General features: G+C 71.8%; 20 protein-coding genes. 6 read left to right on the top strand and 14 right to left on the bottom strand.

Going from position 1 to position 17,616, the window contains the following annotated elements:
- Positions 1 to 15: 15 nt before the first annotated feature.
- On the top strand, positions 16 to 885 hold the full coding sequence (locus tag FLX08_RS01225) for an HAD family hydrolase (protein WP_142616206.1): 870 nt from the start codon (positions 16 to 18) through the stop codon (positions 883 to 885).
- Between the two features lie 57 nt (positions 886 to 942).
- Here FLX08_RS01225 and FLX08_RS01220 read toward each other — a convergent pair whose 3' ends face one another.
- The 12 genes from FLX08_RS01220 to FLX08_RS01165 form a co-directional block, all read right to left on the bottom strand.
- Complete coding sequence (locus tag FLX08_RS01220) at positions 943 to 1,989, bottom strand: alpha/beta fold hydrolase (protein WP_142616204.1); 1,047 nt, start codon at positions 1,987 to 1,989, stop codon at positions 943 to 945.
- A 146-nt stretch (positions 1,990 to 2,135) separates the two neighbouring features.
- A complete protein-coding gene (locus tag FLX08_RS01215) occupies positions 2,136 to 3,026 on the bottom strand; it encodes a lysophospholipid acyltransferase family protein (RefSeq protein WP_142616202.1) in 891 nt (296 codons plus the stop codon).
- Positions 3,027 to 3,036: 10 nt separating this feature from the next.
- Entirely contained in the window at positions 3,037 to 4,089 is a 1,053-nt protein-coding gene (locus FLX08_RS01210) for an NAD-dependent epimerase/dehydratase family protein (protein WP_142616368.1), read from the bottom strand.
- 71 nt (positions 4,090 to 4,160) lie between these two features.
- On the bottom strand, positions 4,161 to 4,259 hold the full coding sequence (locus FLX08_RS01205) for a 30S ribosomal protein bS22 (RefSeq protein ID WP_018654693.1): 99 nt from the start codon (positions 4,257 to 4,259) through the stop codon (positions 4,161 to 4,163).
- Positions 4,260 to 4,414: 155 nt separating this feature from the next.
- Entirely contained in the window at positions 4,415 to 4,618 is a 204-nt protein-coding gene (locus FLX08_RS01200) for a helix-turn-helix domain-containing protein (RefSeq protein ID WP_030456159.1), read from the bottom strand.
- 312 nt (positions 4,619 to 4,930) lie between these two features.
- On the bottom strand, positions 4,931 to 5,722 hold the full coding sequence (locus FLX08_RS01195; protein WP_142616200.1) for a phosphatase: 792 nt from the start codon (positions 5,720 to 5,722) through the stop codon (positions 4,931 to 4,933).
- Between the two features lie 42 nt (positions 5,723 to 5,764).
- Positions 5,765 to 6,928 carry an acetoin utilization protein AcuC gene (locus FLX08_RS01190; RefSeq protein WP_142616198.1) on the bottom strand — a complete coding sequence of 388 codons (1,164 nt, stop codon included), beginning with the start codon at positions 6,926 to 6,928 and terminating at the stop codon, positions 5,765 to 5,767.
- A gap of 93 nt (positions 6,929 to 7,021) precedes the next feature.
- Positions 7,022 to 8,206, bottom strand: a complete 1,185-nt coding sequence (locus FLX08_RS01185; RefSeq protein WP_142616196.1) for an ABC transporter permease — start codon at positions 8,204 to 8,206, stop codon at positions 7,022 to 7,024.
- A 10-nt stretch (positions 8,207 to 8,216) separates the two neighbouring features.
- Positions 8,217 to 8,876 carry an ABC transporter ATP-binding protein gene (locus tag FLX08_RS01180; RefSeq protein ID WP_208761216.1) on the bottom strand — a complete coding sequence of 220 codons (660 nt, stop codon included), beginning with the start codon at positions 8,874 to 8,876 and terminating at the stop codon, positions 8,217 to 8,219.
- Between the two features lie 89 nt (positions 8,877 to 8,965).
- The gene (locus FLX08_RS01175) at positions 8,966 to 10,357 is read right to left on the bottom strand and encodes an efflux RND transporter periplasmic adaptor subunit (RefSeq protein ID WP_142616192.1); all 1,392 of its coding nucleotides are present in this window, start codon (positions 10,355 to 10,357) and stop codon (positions 8,966 to 8,968) included.
- A 127-nt stretch (positions 10,358 to 10,484) separates the two neighbouring features.
- A complete protein-coding gene (gene proC / locus FLX08_RS01170; RefSeq protein WP_142616190.1) occupies positions 10,485 to 11,279 on the bottom strand; it encodes a pyrroline-5-carboxylate reductase in 795 nt (264 codons plus the stop codon).
- Between the two features lie 41 nt (positions 11,280 to 11,320).
- Entirely contained in the window at positions 11,321 to 11,767 is a 447-nt protein-coding gene (locus tag FLX08_RS01165) for an NAD(P)H-binding protein (RefSeq protein WP_244312185.1), read from the bottom strand.
- On the opposite strand from FLX08_RS01165, the gene FLX08_RS01160 reads away from it, so the two are divergent.
- On the top strand, positions 11,744 to 12,145 hold the full coding sequence (locus tag FLX08_RS01160) for a cupin domain-containing protein (RefSeq protein WP_341874304.1): 402 nt from the start codon (positions 11,744 to 11,746) through the stop codon (positions 12,143 to 12,145). The genes FLX08_RS01165 and FLX08_RS01160 overlap by 24 nt on opposite strands.
- Before the next feature lie 38 nt (positions 12,146 to 12,183).
- On the opposite strand, the gene FLX08_RS01155 is transcribed toward FLX08_RS01160, so the two are convergent.
- Both FLX08_RS01155 and FLX08_RS01150 read right to left on the bottom strand, forming a co-directional pair.
- Complete coding sequence (locus FLX08_RS01155; protein WP_142616188.1) at positions 12,184 to 12,918, bottom strand: ABC transporter permease; 735 nt, start codon at positions 12,916 to 12,918, stop codon at positions 12,184 to 12,186.
- Positions 12,915 to 13,643: an ABC transporter ATP-binding protein gene (locus tag FLX08_RS01150; RefSeq protein WP_244312184.1), complete on the bottom strand. Its 729-nt coding sequence runs from the start codon at positions 13,641 to 13,643 to the stop codon at positions 12,915 to 12,917. The genes FLX08_RS01155 and FLX08_RS01150 overlap by 4 nt, the downstream gene beginning before the upstream one ends.
- A 144-nt stretch (positions 13,644 to 13,787) precedes the next feature.
- Between FLX08_RS01150 and FLX08_RS01145 the strand changes: the two genes are divergently transcribed.
- From FLX08_RS01145 to grpE, 4 genes are all read left to right on the top strand, one after another.
- Entirely contained in the window at positions 13,788 to 14,297 is a 510-nt protein-coding gene (locus tag FLX08_RS01145) for a GNAT family N-acetyltransferase (protein ID WP_142616186.1), read from the top strand.
- Positions 14,298 to 14,328: 31 nt separating this feature from the next.
- Positions 14,329 to 14,838 (top strand): hypothetical protein, encoded by a 510-nt coding sequence (locus FLX08_RS01140; RefSeq protein WP_142616183.1) that lies wholly within the window; start codon positions 14,329 to 14,331, stop codon positions 14,836 to 14,838.
- A 245-nt stretch (positions 14,839 to 15,083) separates the two neighbouring features.
- On the top strand, positions 15,084 to 16,949 hold the full coding sequence (gene dnaK, locus FLX08_RS01135) for a molecular chaperone DnaK (protein WP_142616181.1): 1,866 nt from the start codon (positions 15,084 to 15,086) through the stop codon (positions 16,947 to 16,949).
- Positions 16,946 to 17,587 carry a nucleotide exchange factor GrpE gene (gene grpE / locus FLX08_RS01130; RefSeq protein WP_142616179.1) on the top strand — a complete coding sequence of 214 codons (642 nt, stop codon included), beginning with the start codon at positions 16,946 to 16,948 and terminating at the stop codon, positions 17,585 to 17,587. The genes dnaK and grpE overlap by 4 nt, the downstream gene beginning before the upstream one ends.
- Positions 17,588 to 17,616 lie beyond the last annotated feature (29 nt).

Raw genomic sequence — 17,616 nt, 5'->3', positions numbered from 1 at the left:
TTAAGCTGATGAGTCATGAGGCGGCTATTGCGACGGCGGGAAGAGGCGGAGATCGCCGGCGAGGTGGCGGCCGCCGCGGCGGTGTCCGTTCCCGAGGTCGTCCCCGACCTCTCGGCGGCGGCGTTCTTCGACGTCGACAACACCATGATGCGCGGTGCCTCGATCTACCACTTCGCCCGGGGACTCGCGGCGCGCGGCCTGTTCACCAGCCGTGACCTCATGAAGTTCGCGGCCGGGCAGGCGTGGTTTCGCGTGCGGGGCAACGAGAACCCCGAACACATCGCCAAGGCCAAGGAGATGGCCCTCGCCTTCGTCGCCGGGCTGAAGGTGGACGAGGTCGTCCGGCTGGGCGAGGAGATCTACGACGACGTGATGGCCGACCGCGTGTGGCAGGGCACCCGCGCGCTGGCCCAGGCGCACCTGGACGCCGGGCAGCGGGTGTGGCTGGTCACCGCCACGCCGGTCGAGCTGGCCCGGGTCATCGCGCAGCGGCTCGGGCTCACCGGCGCGCTCGGCACGGTCGCCGAGACCGCCGACGGCGCCTACACCGGGCGGCTCGTCGGCGACCTGCTGCACGGCCCGGCCAAGGCCGAGGCCATCCGGGCGCTGGCCCGCCGCGAGGGCCTCGACCTGTCCCGCTGCTCGGCCTACAGCGACTCGGCCAACGACCTGCCGATGCTCTCCCTCGTCGGCCACCCGCACGCCATCAACCCCGACAGCGAGCTGCGCGAGCACGCCAAGGAGAACGGCTGGGAGGTCCGCGACTTCCGCACCGGCAGGAAGGCGACGATGATCGGCCTGCCGATCGCCGCGACCGCCGGGGCCATCGCGGGCGGCGTCGCCGCGGGCATCGCCCTGCGCCGCCACTACCGCTCCGTCCTCTGATCTGACCACGCTGCCGGTGGCCCGTGGGCTCCGCGAGAGGCACGCGCCCGAACGTCGTCAGGCGGCGGACCGGCCGATGGTGTGGTCCGCCACGGCCCGCACGATCAGGCCGGCCAGCTCCCGGTTCACCAGTTCGGATCGTTCGTAGCCGATCATGTGCCCGGCGCCGGGGATCCGTACGAACCGGGCGTCGGGCAGTGCCTCGGCGATCCGGCGGCCGTGGGCGAGCGGGGTGAGCCGGTCCCGCTCCCCCACCATGACGAGCGTCTGAACACGCTTGAGCGTCTCCAGGGCCGCGTGCTTGTCGTGCACCCCGAAGGCGCGGAAGAACCCGGCCATGGCCTCCGTCGGCGTCGCCGCGGCCATCGCGTTCACCAGCCGGACGTGCCGCCGCCTCGCGCCCTTGCCGAAGGCGACGTAGCGGGTCACCGGCAGGTTGGTCCAGCCCTTCACGCGGGGCCGCGCGTCGATGACCTCGGCGCGGGCCAGCATGCTCTCGAACACCGAGGTCGTGACGCGGGGAGCCATCCGCCCGAGCGGCCCGGGAAGGCCGAAGGTGGTGGCGGCGAGCCCGCCGGACGACGTGCTGAGCAGCGCGGCGCCCGCCACCCGCGACTCGACCAGGGCGGGGTGCCGGTCCGCGAGCGCCATGATCGTCATGCCGCCCATCGAGTGGCCGGCGAGGACGACGGGCAGCCCCTCCGGCACGGCGGCCTCGATGACGGCCGCGAGGTCGTCGCCCAGCCGGTCGATCGTGTACGTCTCCAGCGGCCCGGCCGAGGAGTCGCCGTGCCCGCGCTGGTCGTAGAAGACGAGCGTGCCGAGGCTCGCCAGGGCCTCGCGCTGGGGCTGCCAGCAGTTCCGGTTCATCAGCCAGCCGTGCGCGAAGACCACGGCGCAGCGGGGATCGGGATGGTCGTCGATCTCCACGGCCAGGCGGACCCCGTCGTCGGTCGTGACCGTCGTCCGGCGGCCGGACGCGCCGCCGCGAGCCGACGCGGTCTTCGCCCGCCTGGTCTGGACGCGCCGCGCGACGCTGATCGCCCTGCCGATCGCCAGGCCGAGGGTGAGCCCGGCGAGGGCGGCGTTCCGCCCCTTGCTCATGGTGCTCCTCCGGGGATGAGGGTGAGCACACCATACCGACCGGTAGGTCCCTTTTGTTAGACCCCCGTGTTTGTTAGACCCCCGTGTTTGTAAGACCCCCGTGTTTGTAAGACCCCCGTGCCCAACACGCCTCCGGAAGGGCGTTGTCACATCACGATCGGGGAAAACGCCGGCCCCCGGCGCAGCCGCAGCGCGTCGAGCCGTCGTTGCACGGTCTCCCTGACGTGGTCGGTCAGGTCGAAGACCAGCATGGGGTCGTCGGCCTCCTCCGGGGCGTACTCGTCGGTCCGGATCGGCTCGCCGAACTCGATCAGCCACTTGGACGGCAGCGGAAGCAGGCCCAGCGGCCCGAGCCAGGGGAACAGCGGCGTGATCGGCAGGTAGGGCAGGCCGAGCAGCCGGGCGAGCGCGGGAATGTCGCCGATCTTGGGGTAGATCTCCTCCGCCCCCACGATGGCGCACGGGACGATCGGCACGCCCGCCCTGATCGCCGACGCGACGAACCCGCCCCGGCCGAACCGCTGGAGCCGATAACGCTCGGAGAACGGCTTGCCGATGCCTTTGAAGCCCTCCGGGAAGACCCCGACGACCTCGCCCTTGCGCAGCAGCCGGTCGGCGTCCTCGGGGCAGGCGAGCGTGTGCCCGGACTTGCGGGCCAGGTGCCCGAGCACCGGAAGCTGATAGACCAGGTGCGCCCCGAGCAGGCGCAGCGGCCTGTTCAGCTCGTCGTGCACCGCGACCTGCAGCATCAGCGCGTCCACGGGCAGCGTGCCGGAGTGGTTGGCCACGATCAGCGCGCCCGTGTCGGCCGGCACGTTGCCGAGCCCGAGGGCCTCGACCCTGAACCAGTGCCGATAGAGCGGGCGCAGCGCCTCCAGCAGCACGTTCTCGTTGAGATCGGGATCGAAGCCGAACTCGTCGACCTCGTATTCGCCGGTGACCCTGCGCCGCAGGAACGCGAACAGCTCGGCGAGCCGCTCGTCGGCCGTGCGTTCACCCGCGTTCTCGTCCGTACGCCGGCCCTGGAAGTCGTCCATCAACGCCTCGTCACGAAATCGGCCGGACGACGTCGGCCAGCCAGTCGACCAGGGCACGCGGCAGGTCGCCGGGGCCGCCGCGCGACCTGAGGAAGTCGTCGAACGCCGCGGCCGTGCTGTATTTCGGCCGCCAGCCGAGCTCGGCGGCGAGCCTGGTGGTGTCCACGGCCCGGCCGTGGCTCATGAGCGCGAGCTGCTCGGGTGAGAAGTCCACCAGCCGCGCGCCACGGGCGAGCCCGCTGACGAAGCGGAAGGCGGGGGACGGCATGGGGATCACCGGCCGGCCCGTGCGCCGCGCGCACTGCGACAGCAGCAGGACGCCGTCGCCCGCGACGTTGAACACGCCCGGATGATCGGCCCTTGCCGTACGGCACAGCACCTCGACGGCGTCGTCCTCGTGCACGAACTGCAGGCGGGGATCGAAGCCGAGCACGGTGGGCAGCACCGGCTGCGAGAAATAGCTCGTCAGCGGTGATTCGACGCTCGGCCCCATGAGCGTGGCGAAGCGCAGCGTCGTCGTCGTCACGTCGGGCCTGCGCCGGGCGAAGCCCCGCACGTACGTCTCGAGCTCGGTGGCGTCCCTGGCGAACCCGGAGTGCGACCCCTCGACGGGCTCGGTGTCCTCCGTGAACACGGCGGGAGCGTGCGGCGAGGAGCCGTACACGGCGGTGGTGGACCGCACGACCACCCGGCGCACGGTGGCGGAGCGCTGACACGCCGCGAGCAGCTGCATCGTCCCGATGACGTTGTGCTCCTTCATGGCCGGGCGGCCGCCGCCCGAGCCGCCCGCCCGGCCGCTGCCACCGGGGCCGCTGACCAGGCTGAGGTGCACGACGGTGTCGACGTCGGCGTCCCTGATGACCTTGACCAGGTCGGGACTGCGCAACGCGACCCGGACGAACTCGGTGCGGCCGAGCACCGCGCCGTCCTCCCCGGCAGGGGATGGCGGCGGCGCAGTGTCCACGCCGATGACCCGGTCGATCTCCGGGTCGGCCGCGAGCGCGAGCGCAACACGAGCGCCGATGTGACCGGAGACACCGGTGACCAGCACAGTACGAGTCATCGACGCCTCGCCGGGGGTGTGCGTGTTCACGGTCGCCCGGTCCGTGAGGACCGGTGCGCGCTCCGTCTCGGCTACTTCTTGTTACGCCGCTGGATGCGGGTCTTCTTGAGCAGCTTGCGGTGCTTCTTCTTGGCCATACGCTTGCGGCGCTTCTTGATCACAGAGCCCACGGGACCCCCAGGTGAAGGTGTGACTGTCCAACCGGCGCGCGAGCGCACACCGGCTCAACAGACTACCGGCGATCCGTGGTAGATCGCTCCCCCGGGGGACCCCGCGTCGACCGGGAGTCGGCCACGCCGCCCTCAAGCGTGGTCGCCTGTGCCGTTCACCCTGCTTCGATGAACGCGTCCCGCAAGTAGTCGTGGACCGCCTGCTCGGGAACCCTGAAGGACCGGCCGACACGGATGGCCGGTAACTCTCCCGAGTGCACGAGCCGATACACGGTCATCTTGGACACCCGCATGACGGTCGCCACCTCGGCCACCGTCAAGAACTTCACCTCGCTGAGAGGTCTTTCGCCTGCACCCATCGGACGCCTCTTCCGCACGTGTTTCCGGGTTATCCCCACTGGTGCCATTGCTCACGCACGTGTACTGCCGTCAGCGTAAGTCCGGACTCCGAGTAGGCAAACCCCTCGTTCCATCAGTCCACGGAGCCATGTGCCGTCAAAATCGGGAAAGTCGCTGGCAGCAGCCGGGCCGTGCCCCTCGCCTCAATCTTGGAACGGACCAACTTCTCTCACATTAGAGTCGCCCAGACACACGAAAAAGTTGGCAAACCGTCGACACGGAGGCGCAAAAACGGGCGCGAAATGCCCGGTTTGGGAGGTCCGGAAGGGGTGTCAGAGGCTGCGGGCGACCCGATCGAGCAGGTACGCCGTCAGCGGAGCGTAGTAGCGCGGCAGCACATTGTCATCGAGAGGAACGGTGACGGCGATCTTGCCCTCGGCCTCGCCCACGAACAGCGCGGGGTCGTTGCTGTCGGCGAAGCCCACGGTCTCGACCCCGGCCTCGCCCGCGGCCCCGGCCCAGCCGTGATCGGCGATCACGAAGTCGGGCCGCTCCTCGGCGAGCATCGCCTCCATCGGCGCAGCCTCGTGGGTGTGCACGAACGTGCCCCGGTCCTCCAGCATCGCCACGCTGTCGAGGTAGCGGATCTGCCTGCGCCGGCCGAGGCCGCTGACGTACGCCCACCCCTCGGCCGGGGTGAGCAGGGTCGCTCCGTGCTCCGCGAGGAACCGCGCCACCGCGAGGTGGACGGTGAGCAGGCCGGTCGGGTGCCCGGTGGCGACCACGACCCGGGGCGCGCCGCGCCGCAGCACCTTGGCGATCCGCTCGCCCATCTCCTCCACGGCGTCGATGGTGCGCTCGGGGTCGATGGTGTCGGGGCCCTCGCGATGGCCGGGGTCGGCGGTCACTCCCACCTTTTCGGACATGAGCGCCAGCACCTCGTGGTAGGACCACTCGCCCTCGAAGGTGAGCCCGAACAAATAGTGCGGGTCGCGCAGCGCGAGCGACCGATAGTGGTCGAGGTTGTTCTCGCGGCTGGTCGCCACGTCGCCCGCGATGGCGGTCCGGACGAGGTGTTCGCGCAGTTCGGCCCGGGAGGGGGCTCGGGAGGGTGGTGCGGTCACAACAGGTACAGCGCTCCTCGGCTCGGCATGATTCCGTACTTCTCAGGGCATGGGGTCCAGGCCGTGGAAGGGGAACACGGCCTTCCTGGTGGCGATGACGGCCCGGTCGATGGCGTCGGCTGGATCGTACCCTTCCGAAATGTCGCGCCATTGCGGGTGACGCCCGTCTGTCATGGTCAGAGGAGCCATCTCCCCGGTACGCTCCCGCGCGTACGTCCGCCAGGTCTCCGGTGTGGCGGTCGACGGCTCGACGGGCCGCCCCAGCGCCTCGGCCATCAGGTGCGTCCACGCCCGCGGCACGACCTGGACCAGTTCGTATCCCCCGCCGCCCACCGCGATCCAGCGGCCGCCCGCGGTCTCGTGCGCCAGCCGGTGCAGCGCGGCGTACGCCATGCGCTGCCCGTCCAGGCTCAGCATGAGATGGGCCAGCGGGTCGAGGGCGTGACTGTCGCAGCCCTGCTGGGTGACGAGGATCTGCGGCGCGAAGGCGTGCAGCAGCGGCGGGACCACCGCGTGGAAGGCGCGCAGCCATCCGGCGTCGCCGCAGCCGGCCGGCAGCGCCACGTTGACCGCGGTGCCGTCCGCGCCGGTTTCCTGGGGGAAGCCGGTGCCGGGAAACAGCGTGCGCGGGCTCTCGTGCAGGCTGATCGTGAGCACCCGCGGATCGTCGTAGAACGCCGCCTGCACGCCGTCGCCGTGGTGCACGTCCACATCCACGTACGCGATCCTCGTCGCGCCCTGTGACAGCAGCCACGCGATGGCGACGGCCGGGTCGTTGTAGACGCAGAAGCCGCTGGCGGCGCCGGGCATGGCGTGGTGCAGCCCGCCCGCGATGTTGACCGCGTGCTCGGCCTCGCCGGTCCACACCGCCCTCGCGGCGGCCAGCGACGCGCCGGTGACCAGGGCGGCCGCCTCGTGAACGCCCGCGAAGGCGGGGTTGTCCTCGCTGCCGATCCCGTAGCGCATGTCGGGGCGGCCGTCCTTCGAGACGTTCTTGACCGCCTCGATGTAGTCGCGGTTGTGCACCAGCGCGATCTCGTCCTCGGTGGCGGGGACGCAGCCGGTCGTCTCGGTGCCGTCGAGCACGCCCAGGTCGCGGGCGAGCGCCATGGCGAGCTCGACGCGTACGGGCGCGAGCGGATGGCCGGGCCCGAAGTCGTAAGAAACCAGAGCGTCGTCCCAGACGACCCGCACCGCCTGACTCATGCCGCGACGCTACCGCACATGCCGTCACCGGCGTTCACGCGGGCGTCACGCGCCCGTCCGGCCCATCGAGTCCGTGCAGCCCGTGCGGCCCGTTCAGTCCGTACGCAGGGCGACGACGGGATCGAGCCGGGCGGCCCGCCGGGCGGGGGCGACGCCGAAGAAGACGCCGACGGCCGCGGAGACCCCGAAGGCGAGCACGATCGACCACCAGGTGATCGACGCGGGCACCGGCGAGACCGCCTGGATCAGCAGCGCGCCGCCGACCCCGGTCAGGATGCCGATCACCCCGCCGATCGTGGTCAGCAGCACGGCCTCGATCAGGAACTGGCCGAGGATGTCGCGGCCCCGGGCGCCGAGCGCCTTGCGCAGGCCGATCTCCTTGGTGCGCTCCCTGACGCTCACCAGCATGATGTTGGACACCCCGACGCCGCCGACCAGCAGGGAGATCCCCGCGATGGCGGCCAGCACGCCGGTCAGCATGCCGAGGACCGTGCCGATCGTGCCGAGGAGCTGGGTCTGCGTGACGGCCGAGAATGTCTCGTCCGGATAGCGGGCGGCGAGGGCGGCCACGACCCGCTGCCGCAGCGGTTCGATCTCGTCCGGGCCGGAGGCGCCGACGGCGATGCCGTTGATCCTCGGCAGCCCGATCAGCCGCTGGGCGGTCGTGACGGGCAGATGCACCTCCTGGTCCCGCGCCACCCCGAACGTGGATCCGACGGTCTCGTAGACGCCGATCACCCGGAACCGCACCCCGGCGATCGTGACCTGGCGGCCGATCGGATCGACGTCCCCGAACAGCTTGGCCGCGACCTCCGAGCCGAGGATCACCACGCGCCGCCGGGTGTCCACGTCGGTCCCGGTCAGATAGCGGCCCCGGCGCAGCGGCCGGTCGAAGACGTGCGGCATGTTCTCGTCGGTGCCGGTGAGCGTGGCGAACACCTCCACGCGGCCCACCCGCACCGGCTCGCCGGAGTTCACCGCGACCGTCACCTTCGAGGGGTCGCCGACCACGCGGCGCACGTACGCGACGTCCGACAGGTCGAGGCGGCTCTGGGTGGGGGCCGCGCCCAGCCCCACCTGCCCGGGGACCACGAGGATGATGTTGCTGCCGAGCCCCGCGATCTCCTTCTCGACGGCGTTCTTGGCCCCGGTGCCGATGGCGACGAGGATCACGACCGACAGCACGCCGATGATCACGCCGAGCATGGTCAGCATGCTGCGCAGCCGGTTGACCCGCAGCGCCTCCACCGCCATCCGCAGCGCCTCGGCCGTCCTCATGACGCCGCCCTCATGTGTCGCGCTCGATCCGGCCGTCGCGTACGCGGATCTGGCGGCGGGCGCGGGCCGCGACGTCGGCGTCGTGGGTGACGAGGACGACGGCGACGCCGCCCTCGTTGAGCCGTTCGAGCAGGCCCATCACCTCCTCGCCGTTGCGGCTGTCGAGGTTGCCCGTGGGCTCGTCGGCCAGCAGCACCCGGGGGTCGCCCACGAGCGCCCGGGCGATCGCCACCCGCTGCTGCTCGCCGCCGGACATCTGCGACGGCCGGTGTGTGAGCCGGTGACCGAGCCCGACCGCCTCCAGCGCCGCCCTGGCCCGCTCTCTGCGTACGGCGCGGGGCGCGCCCCGGTAGACCAGCGGCAGCGCCACGTTGTCGAGCGCGGACGTGCGGGGCAGCAGGTGGAACGACTGGAAAACGAAGCCGATCGTGCGGTTGCGCAGATCGGCCAGCCGGGCGTCGTCGAGCGTCGCGACGTCCACGCCGTTCACCAGCAGCGTGCCGGAGGTCGGCCGGTCGAGGCAGCCGAGCAGGTGCATGAGCGTGGACTTGCCCGAGCCCGACGGGCCCACGATCGCCGCGAACTCCCCCTGCCCGATGCGCAGGTCGGCCCCGCGCAGCGCGTCGACCTGCACGCCGCCGTCCAGGCGGTAGGAGCGGGTGAGGCCGATCGCCTCGAACGCCGGCGCGCCGGCCGCCCCTGGCTCCGCCGACGCTTCGGCGCGCTCGTCGTCACGCCGGCCGGCGCGCTCGTCGTGGCTCACGACAGCGACTGGCCGGGGCGTACGGCGTCGGCGCCCTTTACCACCACCCGCTCACCGGGGGACACCCCGCTGAGGATCTCCACGACCGCGTCGCCCTGCGCGCCCAGCCGGACGACCCGCCGCTCGGCTCTGCCGTCGCGCACCACCCACACGATCGACTCCCGGCCGCTCGTCACGATCGCCGACGCGGGCACGGCCGTGACGTTCTCCGAGCGGCGTACGGCCAGCCGCACCACGGCGCTCATCCCCGGCTTGGGCGCGGGGGCCGCGCCGCCGTCGTCGTAGGCGCCCCGGCCCAGGCGCAGCCGTACGGGATAGCCGACCCCGCCGGTCGCGCCCTCCTTGGGGATGACTCCCACGCCCGTCACGGTGGCGGTGTAGGTCGCGCCCGTCACCGCGTCGAACTCGACGTCGGCAGGCGTGCCCTTGTGCACCAGCAGTACGTCGGTCTCGTCCACGTCGGCCGACAACGTGAGCACCGACACGTCGGTCACGGTGACGATCGGGTCTCCGGCGGCCACCGGGACGCCGGTGGCGATCGTCCCGCCGGAACGGCCCGCGGGGGCGGCCGCCGCGGCACCCGCCTGGCCCGTCAGACCGGCGGGCAGCTGCGAGACCAGCGCGCCGAGGCCGGCCCCGCCCGAGGCGGAGGACGCGCCGCCGAGCGTGACCACGCCGCCGAACGGCGCCCTGACGGCCAGGGCGTCCACGGTCTGCTCGGCCGCGCGCACGGCCGCTTTGGTCTGCGACCTCGACGCGGCCCGCAGCGACGCCATCGACGCGCTCAGCCCGCTGATCCCCGCGCTCATCTGGCCGCTCACCTGCGACAGGCTCTGGCCGATGGCCCGGGTGAGCCCGTCGAGCACCTCGCCGAGCGCCCGCCGCTGGGCCCGCTGGCGCTTCTCGGCGGTGTCGATGGCGGCCAGCAGCCGGGCCCTGGCCGTGCGGTCGCCGATCGACCTGGCCGCCTTCCTGGCCTGGGCGAACGACCGGGCGACGTGCGTGTCGAGCGAGCTCGGCAGCCGCAGGCTCGGCAGCCGCACGCTCACCGGAGCGCCGCCGCCGAAGGAGACGGGCTTGGCGGCCTGCCGGTCGGCCTCACGCGCGGCCGAAAGCTGCTGCCTGGCCTGGGGAGAGCTGATCCTGGCGAGGATCTGGCCCTTCTTCACCGTGTCGCCGTCCTGGACGTACAGGCGGGCGATCGTGCCGGAGGCGGGCGCGGTCAGGGTGGCCGTCGCACGGGCGCCCACGGTCGCCGGGGCCTCGACGACCTCGCTGACGGTGGTTCTCGTGACCACGGCCACGGCGGCCTTCTGCGGTTCGGACGACGTGCACCCGGCGGCGAGCAGGACGGCGATGAGCGGGACGACCACGCGACGACACGTCACCCGCCAATCGTAAAGCGATGGTCATCCGCCGTCCCGGGAACGCCGGTCGTCACCGGGCGAACTGTGCCAACTGTGACAACCGGGGCAACCGGGGCGGCCGCCCGCGAACCGGAGGAAGCGCTGCGGGTCAGCCGGCGGCGAGACGGCGGCTGCGCTCGCAGGCCGCCTCGATCGCGTCGAGGAACGCGGCCCGCACCTTGTGACGCTCCAGCTCGGCGATGGCGGAGATCGTGGTGCCTCCGGGCGAGGTCACGGCCTCGCGCAGGATCACCGGGTGCTCCCCGGAGTCGCGCAGCATGATCGCGGCGCCGACGATCGACTGGGTGACCATGTCGAGGGCCGCGGCACGCGGCATGCCCAGCAGGATCCCGGCGTCGACCATGGCCTCGACCAGGTAGAAGAAGTACGCCGGGCCGCTGCCGGACAGGGCTGTGGCGGCGTCCTGCTGCGACTCGGGGATGCGCAGCACCTTGCCCACCGGGCTGAGAAGCTCCTCGGTGCGCTTCAGGTGCTCCTCCGAGGCGTGCGCCCCGGCCGAGATGACGCTCATGGCCTCGTCCACCAGGACGGGCGTGTTGGACATGACGCGGACGACGGCCACGCCGTCCGCGAGCCTCTCCTCCACGAAGGCGGTCGTGATGCCGGCGGCCACCGAGATCACCAGCCGGTCGGCCGCCACGTGCGGGGAGATCTCGGTCAGCAGCGCGTTCATGTCCTGCGGCTTGACCGCGAGGATGAGCGTGTCGGCCAGCTTGGCGGCCTCGGCGTTGCCCGCGACCCGCACGCCGTATCGCTCGCGCAGCGCCTCGGCCCGCTCGGGCCTCCGGGCCGTCGCCACGATCTCGTCCGGCCGCAGACCTGCGCGTACGAGCCCGGAGAGCAGGGCCTCGCCCATCTTTCCTGTCCCGAGAATCGCGATCATTCCTGCACCTCTTCTGGGCCTCGCCGGGATCTCCCCGCAGCTTACCGACCCCGCCGTACGGAGCCGAACGCGCTGCGCCGCCGAACGGCCGGGCGGGTCAGTTCCAGTGGCCCGCGGCGGCGGTCGCGGCGACATAGTCCTCGAACCGCCGCCGCGGCGACCTCGGCGATGTCCTCCGCGTCGACGAACGGGGTGCGCCCGTCGCCGGTCGGCAGGGCCAGAGCGCCGGCCAGGATCCCCTGCCGCCAGAAGGCCTCGCTGAAGTTCTGCGAGAACCAGTCGGGCCGCAGGATGGTCCAGCCGACGCCCGAGTCGCGTACGGCCCGCTCCGCGGACTTCAGGGGGTGGTCGTCTCCGGCCTCGCCCACGCCGTGGGCGGACAGCAGCACCAGCCGCCGCGCGCCTGAGGCCACCGCCTCGGCGACGAGGGCGGGGACGCGCGCCCGGCGGTCCAGGCCCGCGTCATCGCCCTCATCGGCGGCGCCCACCCGCACACGATCGCCGACGATCCGTCCACCCGACCGCAGGCAGTGATCCACGGGAGCAGGAAACACGTCGTCGGCGACGGTGAGGCGGCGGCCGGGGCGCAGCGGAGTCTCGGCCCGCGCACGTACGGCGACGGCCTGCCCGGGGCCACGATCATGCTCAGGGGCGCCTGCGAACTGCGCGGCGAGGCCGGCGTCCGGCTGCTGGGCATGCTGCCGCCGCTGGCGGTCGTGCCGGCCGGGCCGCGCACCCAGGCCGCCCTGGACCTGCTCGCCGCCGAGGTCGCCCGCGACGAACCCGGCCAGGACGCCGTCCTCCACCGGCTGCTCGACCTCGTGCTCGTGCTGGCGTCGCGGGCCTGGCGCCGCCGGACGCGCTGAGCCCGCTTCCCAAGGCGTAGGGCGAAGCGCGGGGATGGTCAGGAGGTCCGGCGGCGCAGCGTGGCGGCGCCGAGCAGCAGCGCCAGCACGGCCGACCCCGCCACCACGACGACGTCGCGCCAGAACTCGCCGCCGGGGTCGGTGTCCGCGACCGCGTGCGCCATCGCCTCGATCGCGTACGACATGGGGAGGACGTTCGAGATCCAGTCCAGCACGGTCGCCATCTGCCCGCGCGGCACGAGGATCCCGCCGAGCAGGATCTGGGGGATCATCACGATCGGCATGAACTGCACGGCCTGGAACTCCGTGCGGGCGAACGCGCTGCACAGCAGGCCGAGCGCGGTGCCGAGCAGGGCGTTGAGCAGGGCCACGAGCACCAGCGGCCACAACGGGCCGGGCAGGTCGAGGCCCAGCCAGGTGAGGGAGACGGCCAGCGCCAGCGCCACCTGGACACACGCCGCCAGCCCGAACGCGAGGCCGTAGCCGAGGAGGAGGTCGAGCCGTCCGAGCGGCATCGCCATGAGCCGCTCAAGCGTGCCCGACGTGCGCTCGCGCAGCGTCCCGATCGAGGTGATGAGGAACATCACCAGGAAGGGGAAGACGCACAGCAGGATCGGCGACCAGTGGCCGAACGCGCGCTCGTCGTCCATCACGTAGTAGAGCAGGATCATCACCAGCGTCGGCACCAGGACCATGAGCGCGACCGTCCGCCGGTCGTGGCGGAGCTGGGTCATGATCCGCCTGGCGGTGGCGAGGGTGATCGCGAGGCTCATGCCGCCGCCCTCTCCTCGATCAGGCGCAGGAACGCCTCCTCCAGGTCGGTCGTACGCGTGTGCTCGCGCAGGGCGCCGGGGGTGTCGTCCGCGAGGATCTCCCCCTCGCGCAGCACGATCAGCCGCTCGCACCGCGCGGCCTCGTCCATGACGTGGCTGGAGACCAGGATCGTGGTGCCGCCCTCCGCCAGGCGGTGGAAGAGCGTCCACAGCTCCTGCCGCAGCACGGGGTCGAGCCCCACCGTCGGCTCGTCCAGCACGAGCAGCTCCGGACGGCCGAGCAGGGCCACGGCGAGCCCGGCGCGGCCCAGCTGACCGCCCGAGAGCGTGGACGCGAGCTGGTAGGCGGCCCCGGTGAGCCCCACCTCCGCGAGCACCCGCTCGGGGTCGTCCTTCGGCGCGCCGAGCACGGCGGCGAAGTAGCGCAGGTTCTCCAGCACGGTCAGGTCCCGGTAGACCGCCGGGCTCTGCGTCGAGTAGCCGATCCTGCGGCGCAGGCCCGTGCTCCCGGCCGGCTCGCCGAGCACGCTCACCTCGCCGCCGGACACGATCTGGACGCCCACGATCGCCCGCATGAGCGTCGTCTTGCCGCAGCCGCTCGGCCCGAGCAGGCCGGTGACCTGCCCGCGCGGCACCTCGAAGGTCAGGCCGTGCAGGACCTCGGCCCCGCCCCTGGCCACCCGCAGATCCCGTACGGCGATCGCGGGATCCGATAAATTCATCATGTGATGAAATTAGACCCGCGGCAGGGGCCCGTCAATGCGCCGATCGAGGTGTGTGCCGGGCCCGCCGCACATCTCGATCGGCGCGCAGGCCGCCGCGAAAAGTGATTTGTCCGGGGGAGCGCCGCATGGGTAACTTCACGCCCCATGACCCCGACTCTGCGGACCGAGCGCCTGCTGCTGGAGCCGTACGCCCCCGAAGACGAGGACGACTTCGTCACGCTGTTCCTGGACGGGCGGGTGTCGCGGTGGATGGGCGACGGTCCCGCCCCCGAGGCGGACTATCGCGCCCTGTTCGGGCGGATCTTCACCAAGGTCTACGCCCAGGAGCTGTTCGACGTCTGGGCCGTGCGCCGGGACGGCCGCTTCGCCGGGCACGCCGAGATCAAGCCGGCGAAGGTGGCGGACGGCTACGAGATCATCTACGCCCTGGCCCCCGGCATGTGGGGATCGGGCCTGGGGAGAGAACTGGCCGGAGCGATCGTCGCCTACGGCTTCGACGTCCTGGGGCTCGCGGAGGTGTACGCCACCGTGGCGGCGCCGAACACCGCCTCGCTGGCCGTGCTGAACGGGATCGGCTTCGAGCACGTACGGGACGTGACCGAGGACGACGGAGGCGTGACTCACGTGCTGAGGCGCCGCCAAGCCGCACGGTGAACCCGTCGCTCTTCACAGCCGTGTAAGGGGCATGAGAAAGCTCTGGCTCGTGGCCCTCCTGTTCCTGGCGGTCGCCTGCGGAGGGACCTCCTCCACCTCGGCCTCACCCGAGCAGCCGGACGGCTCTCCCTCCGGCGCCGGGGCCGATCACCCCTCGCGTCCGCCGGCCCGGTCTCCGGACGCGGCCGTCAGCGCGCCGGCGGCGCCGGCCGACCCGTCCGGCGCCCCGAGCGGCACCCCGTCTCCCGTGACCCCGGCCGGGCCCACGCTGAACCCCCGCAAGGTGCCGTGGGAGAGCGCCACCCCCACCGACGACGGCATGGTCCTCGACATCGTGTGGTGGTCCGGAGTGGAGCCCTGCAATGTGCTCGACCACGTCGAGGTGACCGAGACCGCCCGCGAGGTCACCGTCACCCTGTACGAGGGACAGGACCGGCGCTCGCCCGACGCCGCCTGCATCGCGATCGCGATCCTGAAGACCACGAAGGTGCACCTCAAGGCCCCGCTCGACGGCCGGAAGGTCGTGGACGGCGCGAAGTAGAACCGCCAGGCCCGGGCGGCAGGGCGGGAGAGGCGGGGCGCGAGGGGCGTGGCGGCACACGCCCGGCGCCCCGGCGTCACCACCCAAAGCGGCACAGAGAGGGCAGATCACACAAGTTCCCGGCGAGGGGATGAAATCCGCGCGCTCCAGGGTTGAGCCCCATAGACTCAAGACGGTTGACAGCCCCATCGGCGGGGCTAGGATCTGAGTCTGACCGACTCAACTTTGACTACAAGGACGTACTCATGGCACGTGCGGTAGGTATCGACCTGGGGACGACCAACTCCGTCGTCTCGATCCTCGAGGGCGGCGAGCCCACGGTCATCGCGAACGCTCAGGGCTCGCGGACCACGCCGTCCGTGGTCGCGTTCGCGAAGAACGGGGAGGTTCTCGTCGGCGAGGTCGCCAAGCGGCAGGCGGTGACCAACGTCGACAGGACCATCCGCTCGGTCAAGCGCCACATGGGCACGAACTGGTCGATCGAGATCGACGGCAAGAAGTTCACGCCCCAGCAGATCAGCGCGTTCGTCCTGCAGAAGCTCAAGCAGGACGCCGAGGCGTACCTGGGCGAGAAGATCACCGATGCGGTGATCACCGTTCCGGCGTACTTCAACGACGCCCAGCGGCAGGCCACCAAGGAGGCCGGTCAGATCGCGGGCCTCAACGTGCTGCGCATCATCAACGAGCCCACCTCCGCGGCCCTGGCCTACGGCCTCGACAAGGAGAAGGACCAGACCATCCTGGTCTTCGACCTCGGCGGCGGCACCTTCGACGTGTCCCTGCTCGACGTCGGCCAGGAGGACGGGCACGGGTTCGTCGAGGTCAAGGCCACCAGCGGTGACAACCACCTCGGCGGCGACGACTGGGACCAGCGGGTCGTCGACGAGCTGGTGACCCGTTTCAAGAACGCGCACGGCGTCGACCTGGCCAAGGACAAGATGGCCCTCCAGCGTCTGCGCGAGGCGGCCGAGAAGGCCAAGATCGAGCTGTCGGCCCAGACCGAGACCACGATCAACCTGCCCTACATCACCGCCTCCTCCGAGGGTCCGCTGCACCTGGAGGAGAAGCTGACCCGGGCGGAGTTCCAGCGGATCACCGCCGACCTGCTCGAGCGCTGCAAGGGCCCGTTCCACCAGGTCATCAAGGACGCGGGGATCAAGATCTCCGACATCGCCCACGTGGTCATGGTCGGCGGCTCCACCCGCATGCCGGCCGTGTCCGAGCTGGTCAAGGAGCTGACGGGCGGCAAGGAGCCCAACAAGGGCGTGAACCCGGACGAGGTCGTCGCCATCGGCGCCGCGCTCCAGGCCGGTGTCCTCAAGGGCGAAGTCAAGGACGTCCTGCTGCTCGACGTCACCCCGCTCAGCCTGGGCATCGAGACCAAGGGCGGGATCTTCACCAAGATCATCGAGCGCAACACGACGATCCCGACCAAGCGCTCGGAGGTCTTCACCACGGCCGAGGACAACCAGCCGTCGGTGCAGATCCAGGTCTACCAGGGCGAGCGTGAGATCGCGGCCTACAACAAGAAGCTGGCCACCTTCGAGCTGACCGGCATCGCCCCGGCCCCGCGCGGCATCCCGCAGATCGAGGTCACCTTCGACATCGACGCCAACGGCATCGTGAACGTGTCGGCGAAGGACCTCGGCACGGGCAAGGAGCAGTCGATGACCATCACCGGCGGCTCGGCCCTGGGCAAGGACGACATCGAGCGCATGATGCGCGAGGCGGAGTCCTACGCCGAGGAGGACAAGCGGCGCCGCGAGGAGGCCGAGGTCCGCAACAACGCGGACGCGCTGGCCTACCAGACGGAGAAGTTCCTCCGCGAGAACGACGAGAAGGTCCCGGCCGACGTCAAGACCGAGGTCAACGACTCGCTCGCCGAGCTGAAGAAGGCGCTGGAGGGCACCGACATCCCGGCCATCCGCACCGCCGCCGAGAAGCTCGCCACGGTCAGCCAGAAGATGGGCTCGGCCATCTACGCCCAGTCGCAGGCCGGCGCCGAGGGCGCCGCGCCCGGCGCGGACGCCGAGGGCGCCCAGGCGAAGGCCGACGAAGACGTGGTCGAGGCCGAGATCGTCGACGACGAGCGGGAGGGCGGCCGCAAGTGAGCCCGCGTGAGAACGGTTCCGAGGAGGAGCCGGTGATCCGCGACAACCGCAAGATCGACCCGGAGACCGGAAAGGCCCGCGAGTCCGCCGGGGAGGCCCCCGAGGCCGCCCCCGCGGACCAGGGCACGCAGGCGGCGGCGCCCGCCGAGGGGTCCGCGAGGGACCTGCTCGCCGAGCGCACCGCCGACCTGCAGCGGCTCCAGGCGGAGTTCAGCAACTACCGCAAGCGGGTCGAACGCGACCGGATCGCCGTCAGGGAACAGGCCGTCGCGAGCGTGCTCACCGAGCTGCTGCCGGTGCTCGACGACATCGGACGCGCCCGCGACCACGGCGAGCTGACCGGTGGGTTCGCGAAGGTGAGCGAGTCGCTGGAGGCGGCCGTCGCCAAGCTGGGCCTGGCCGCGTACGGCGTGAAGGGCGACCCCTTCGATCCGACCGTGCACGAGGCCCTGCTGCACAGCTACTCGGCGGAGGTGACCGAGCCGACGTGCGTCGAGATCCTCCAGCCGGGCTACCGGATCAACGACCGGATCCTGCGCGCCGCCCGCGTGGCCGTCGCGGAGCCGAGCGAGGAGGCCGCGGCGCCGGAGGAGACGGCGGCAGACTCCGGCGAGTCCGGCGAACCGGACGAGAACTGAGACCGCGGAGTCTCTCCCGATCAGCGAAG

The organism is Microbispora hainanensis, from assembly GCF_006874475.1.
Classification (GTDB): domain Bacteria; phylum Actinomycetota; class Actinomycetes; order Streptosporangiales; family Streptosporangiaceae; genus Microbispora; species Microbispora hainanensis.
This window is presented reverse-complemented; position numbering and strand designations above follow the sequence as displayed.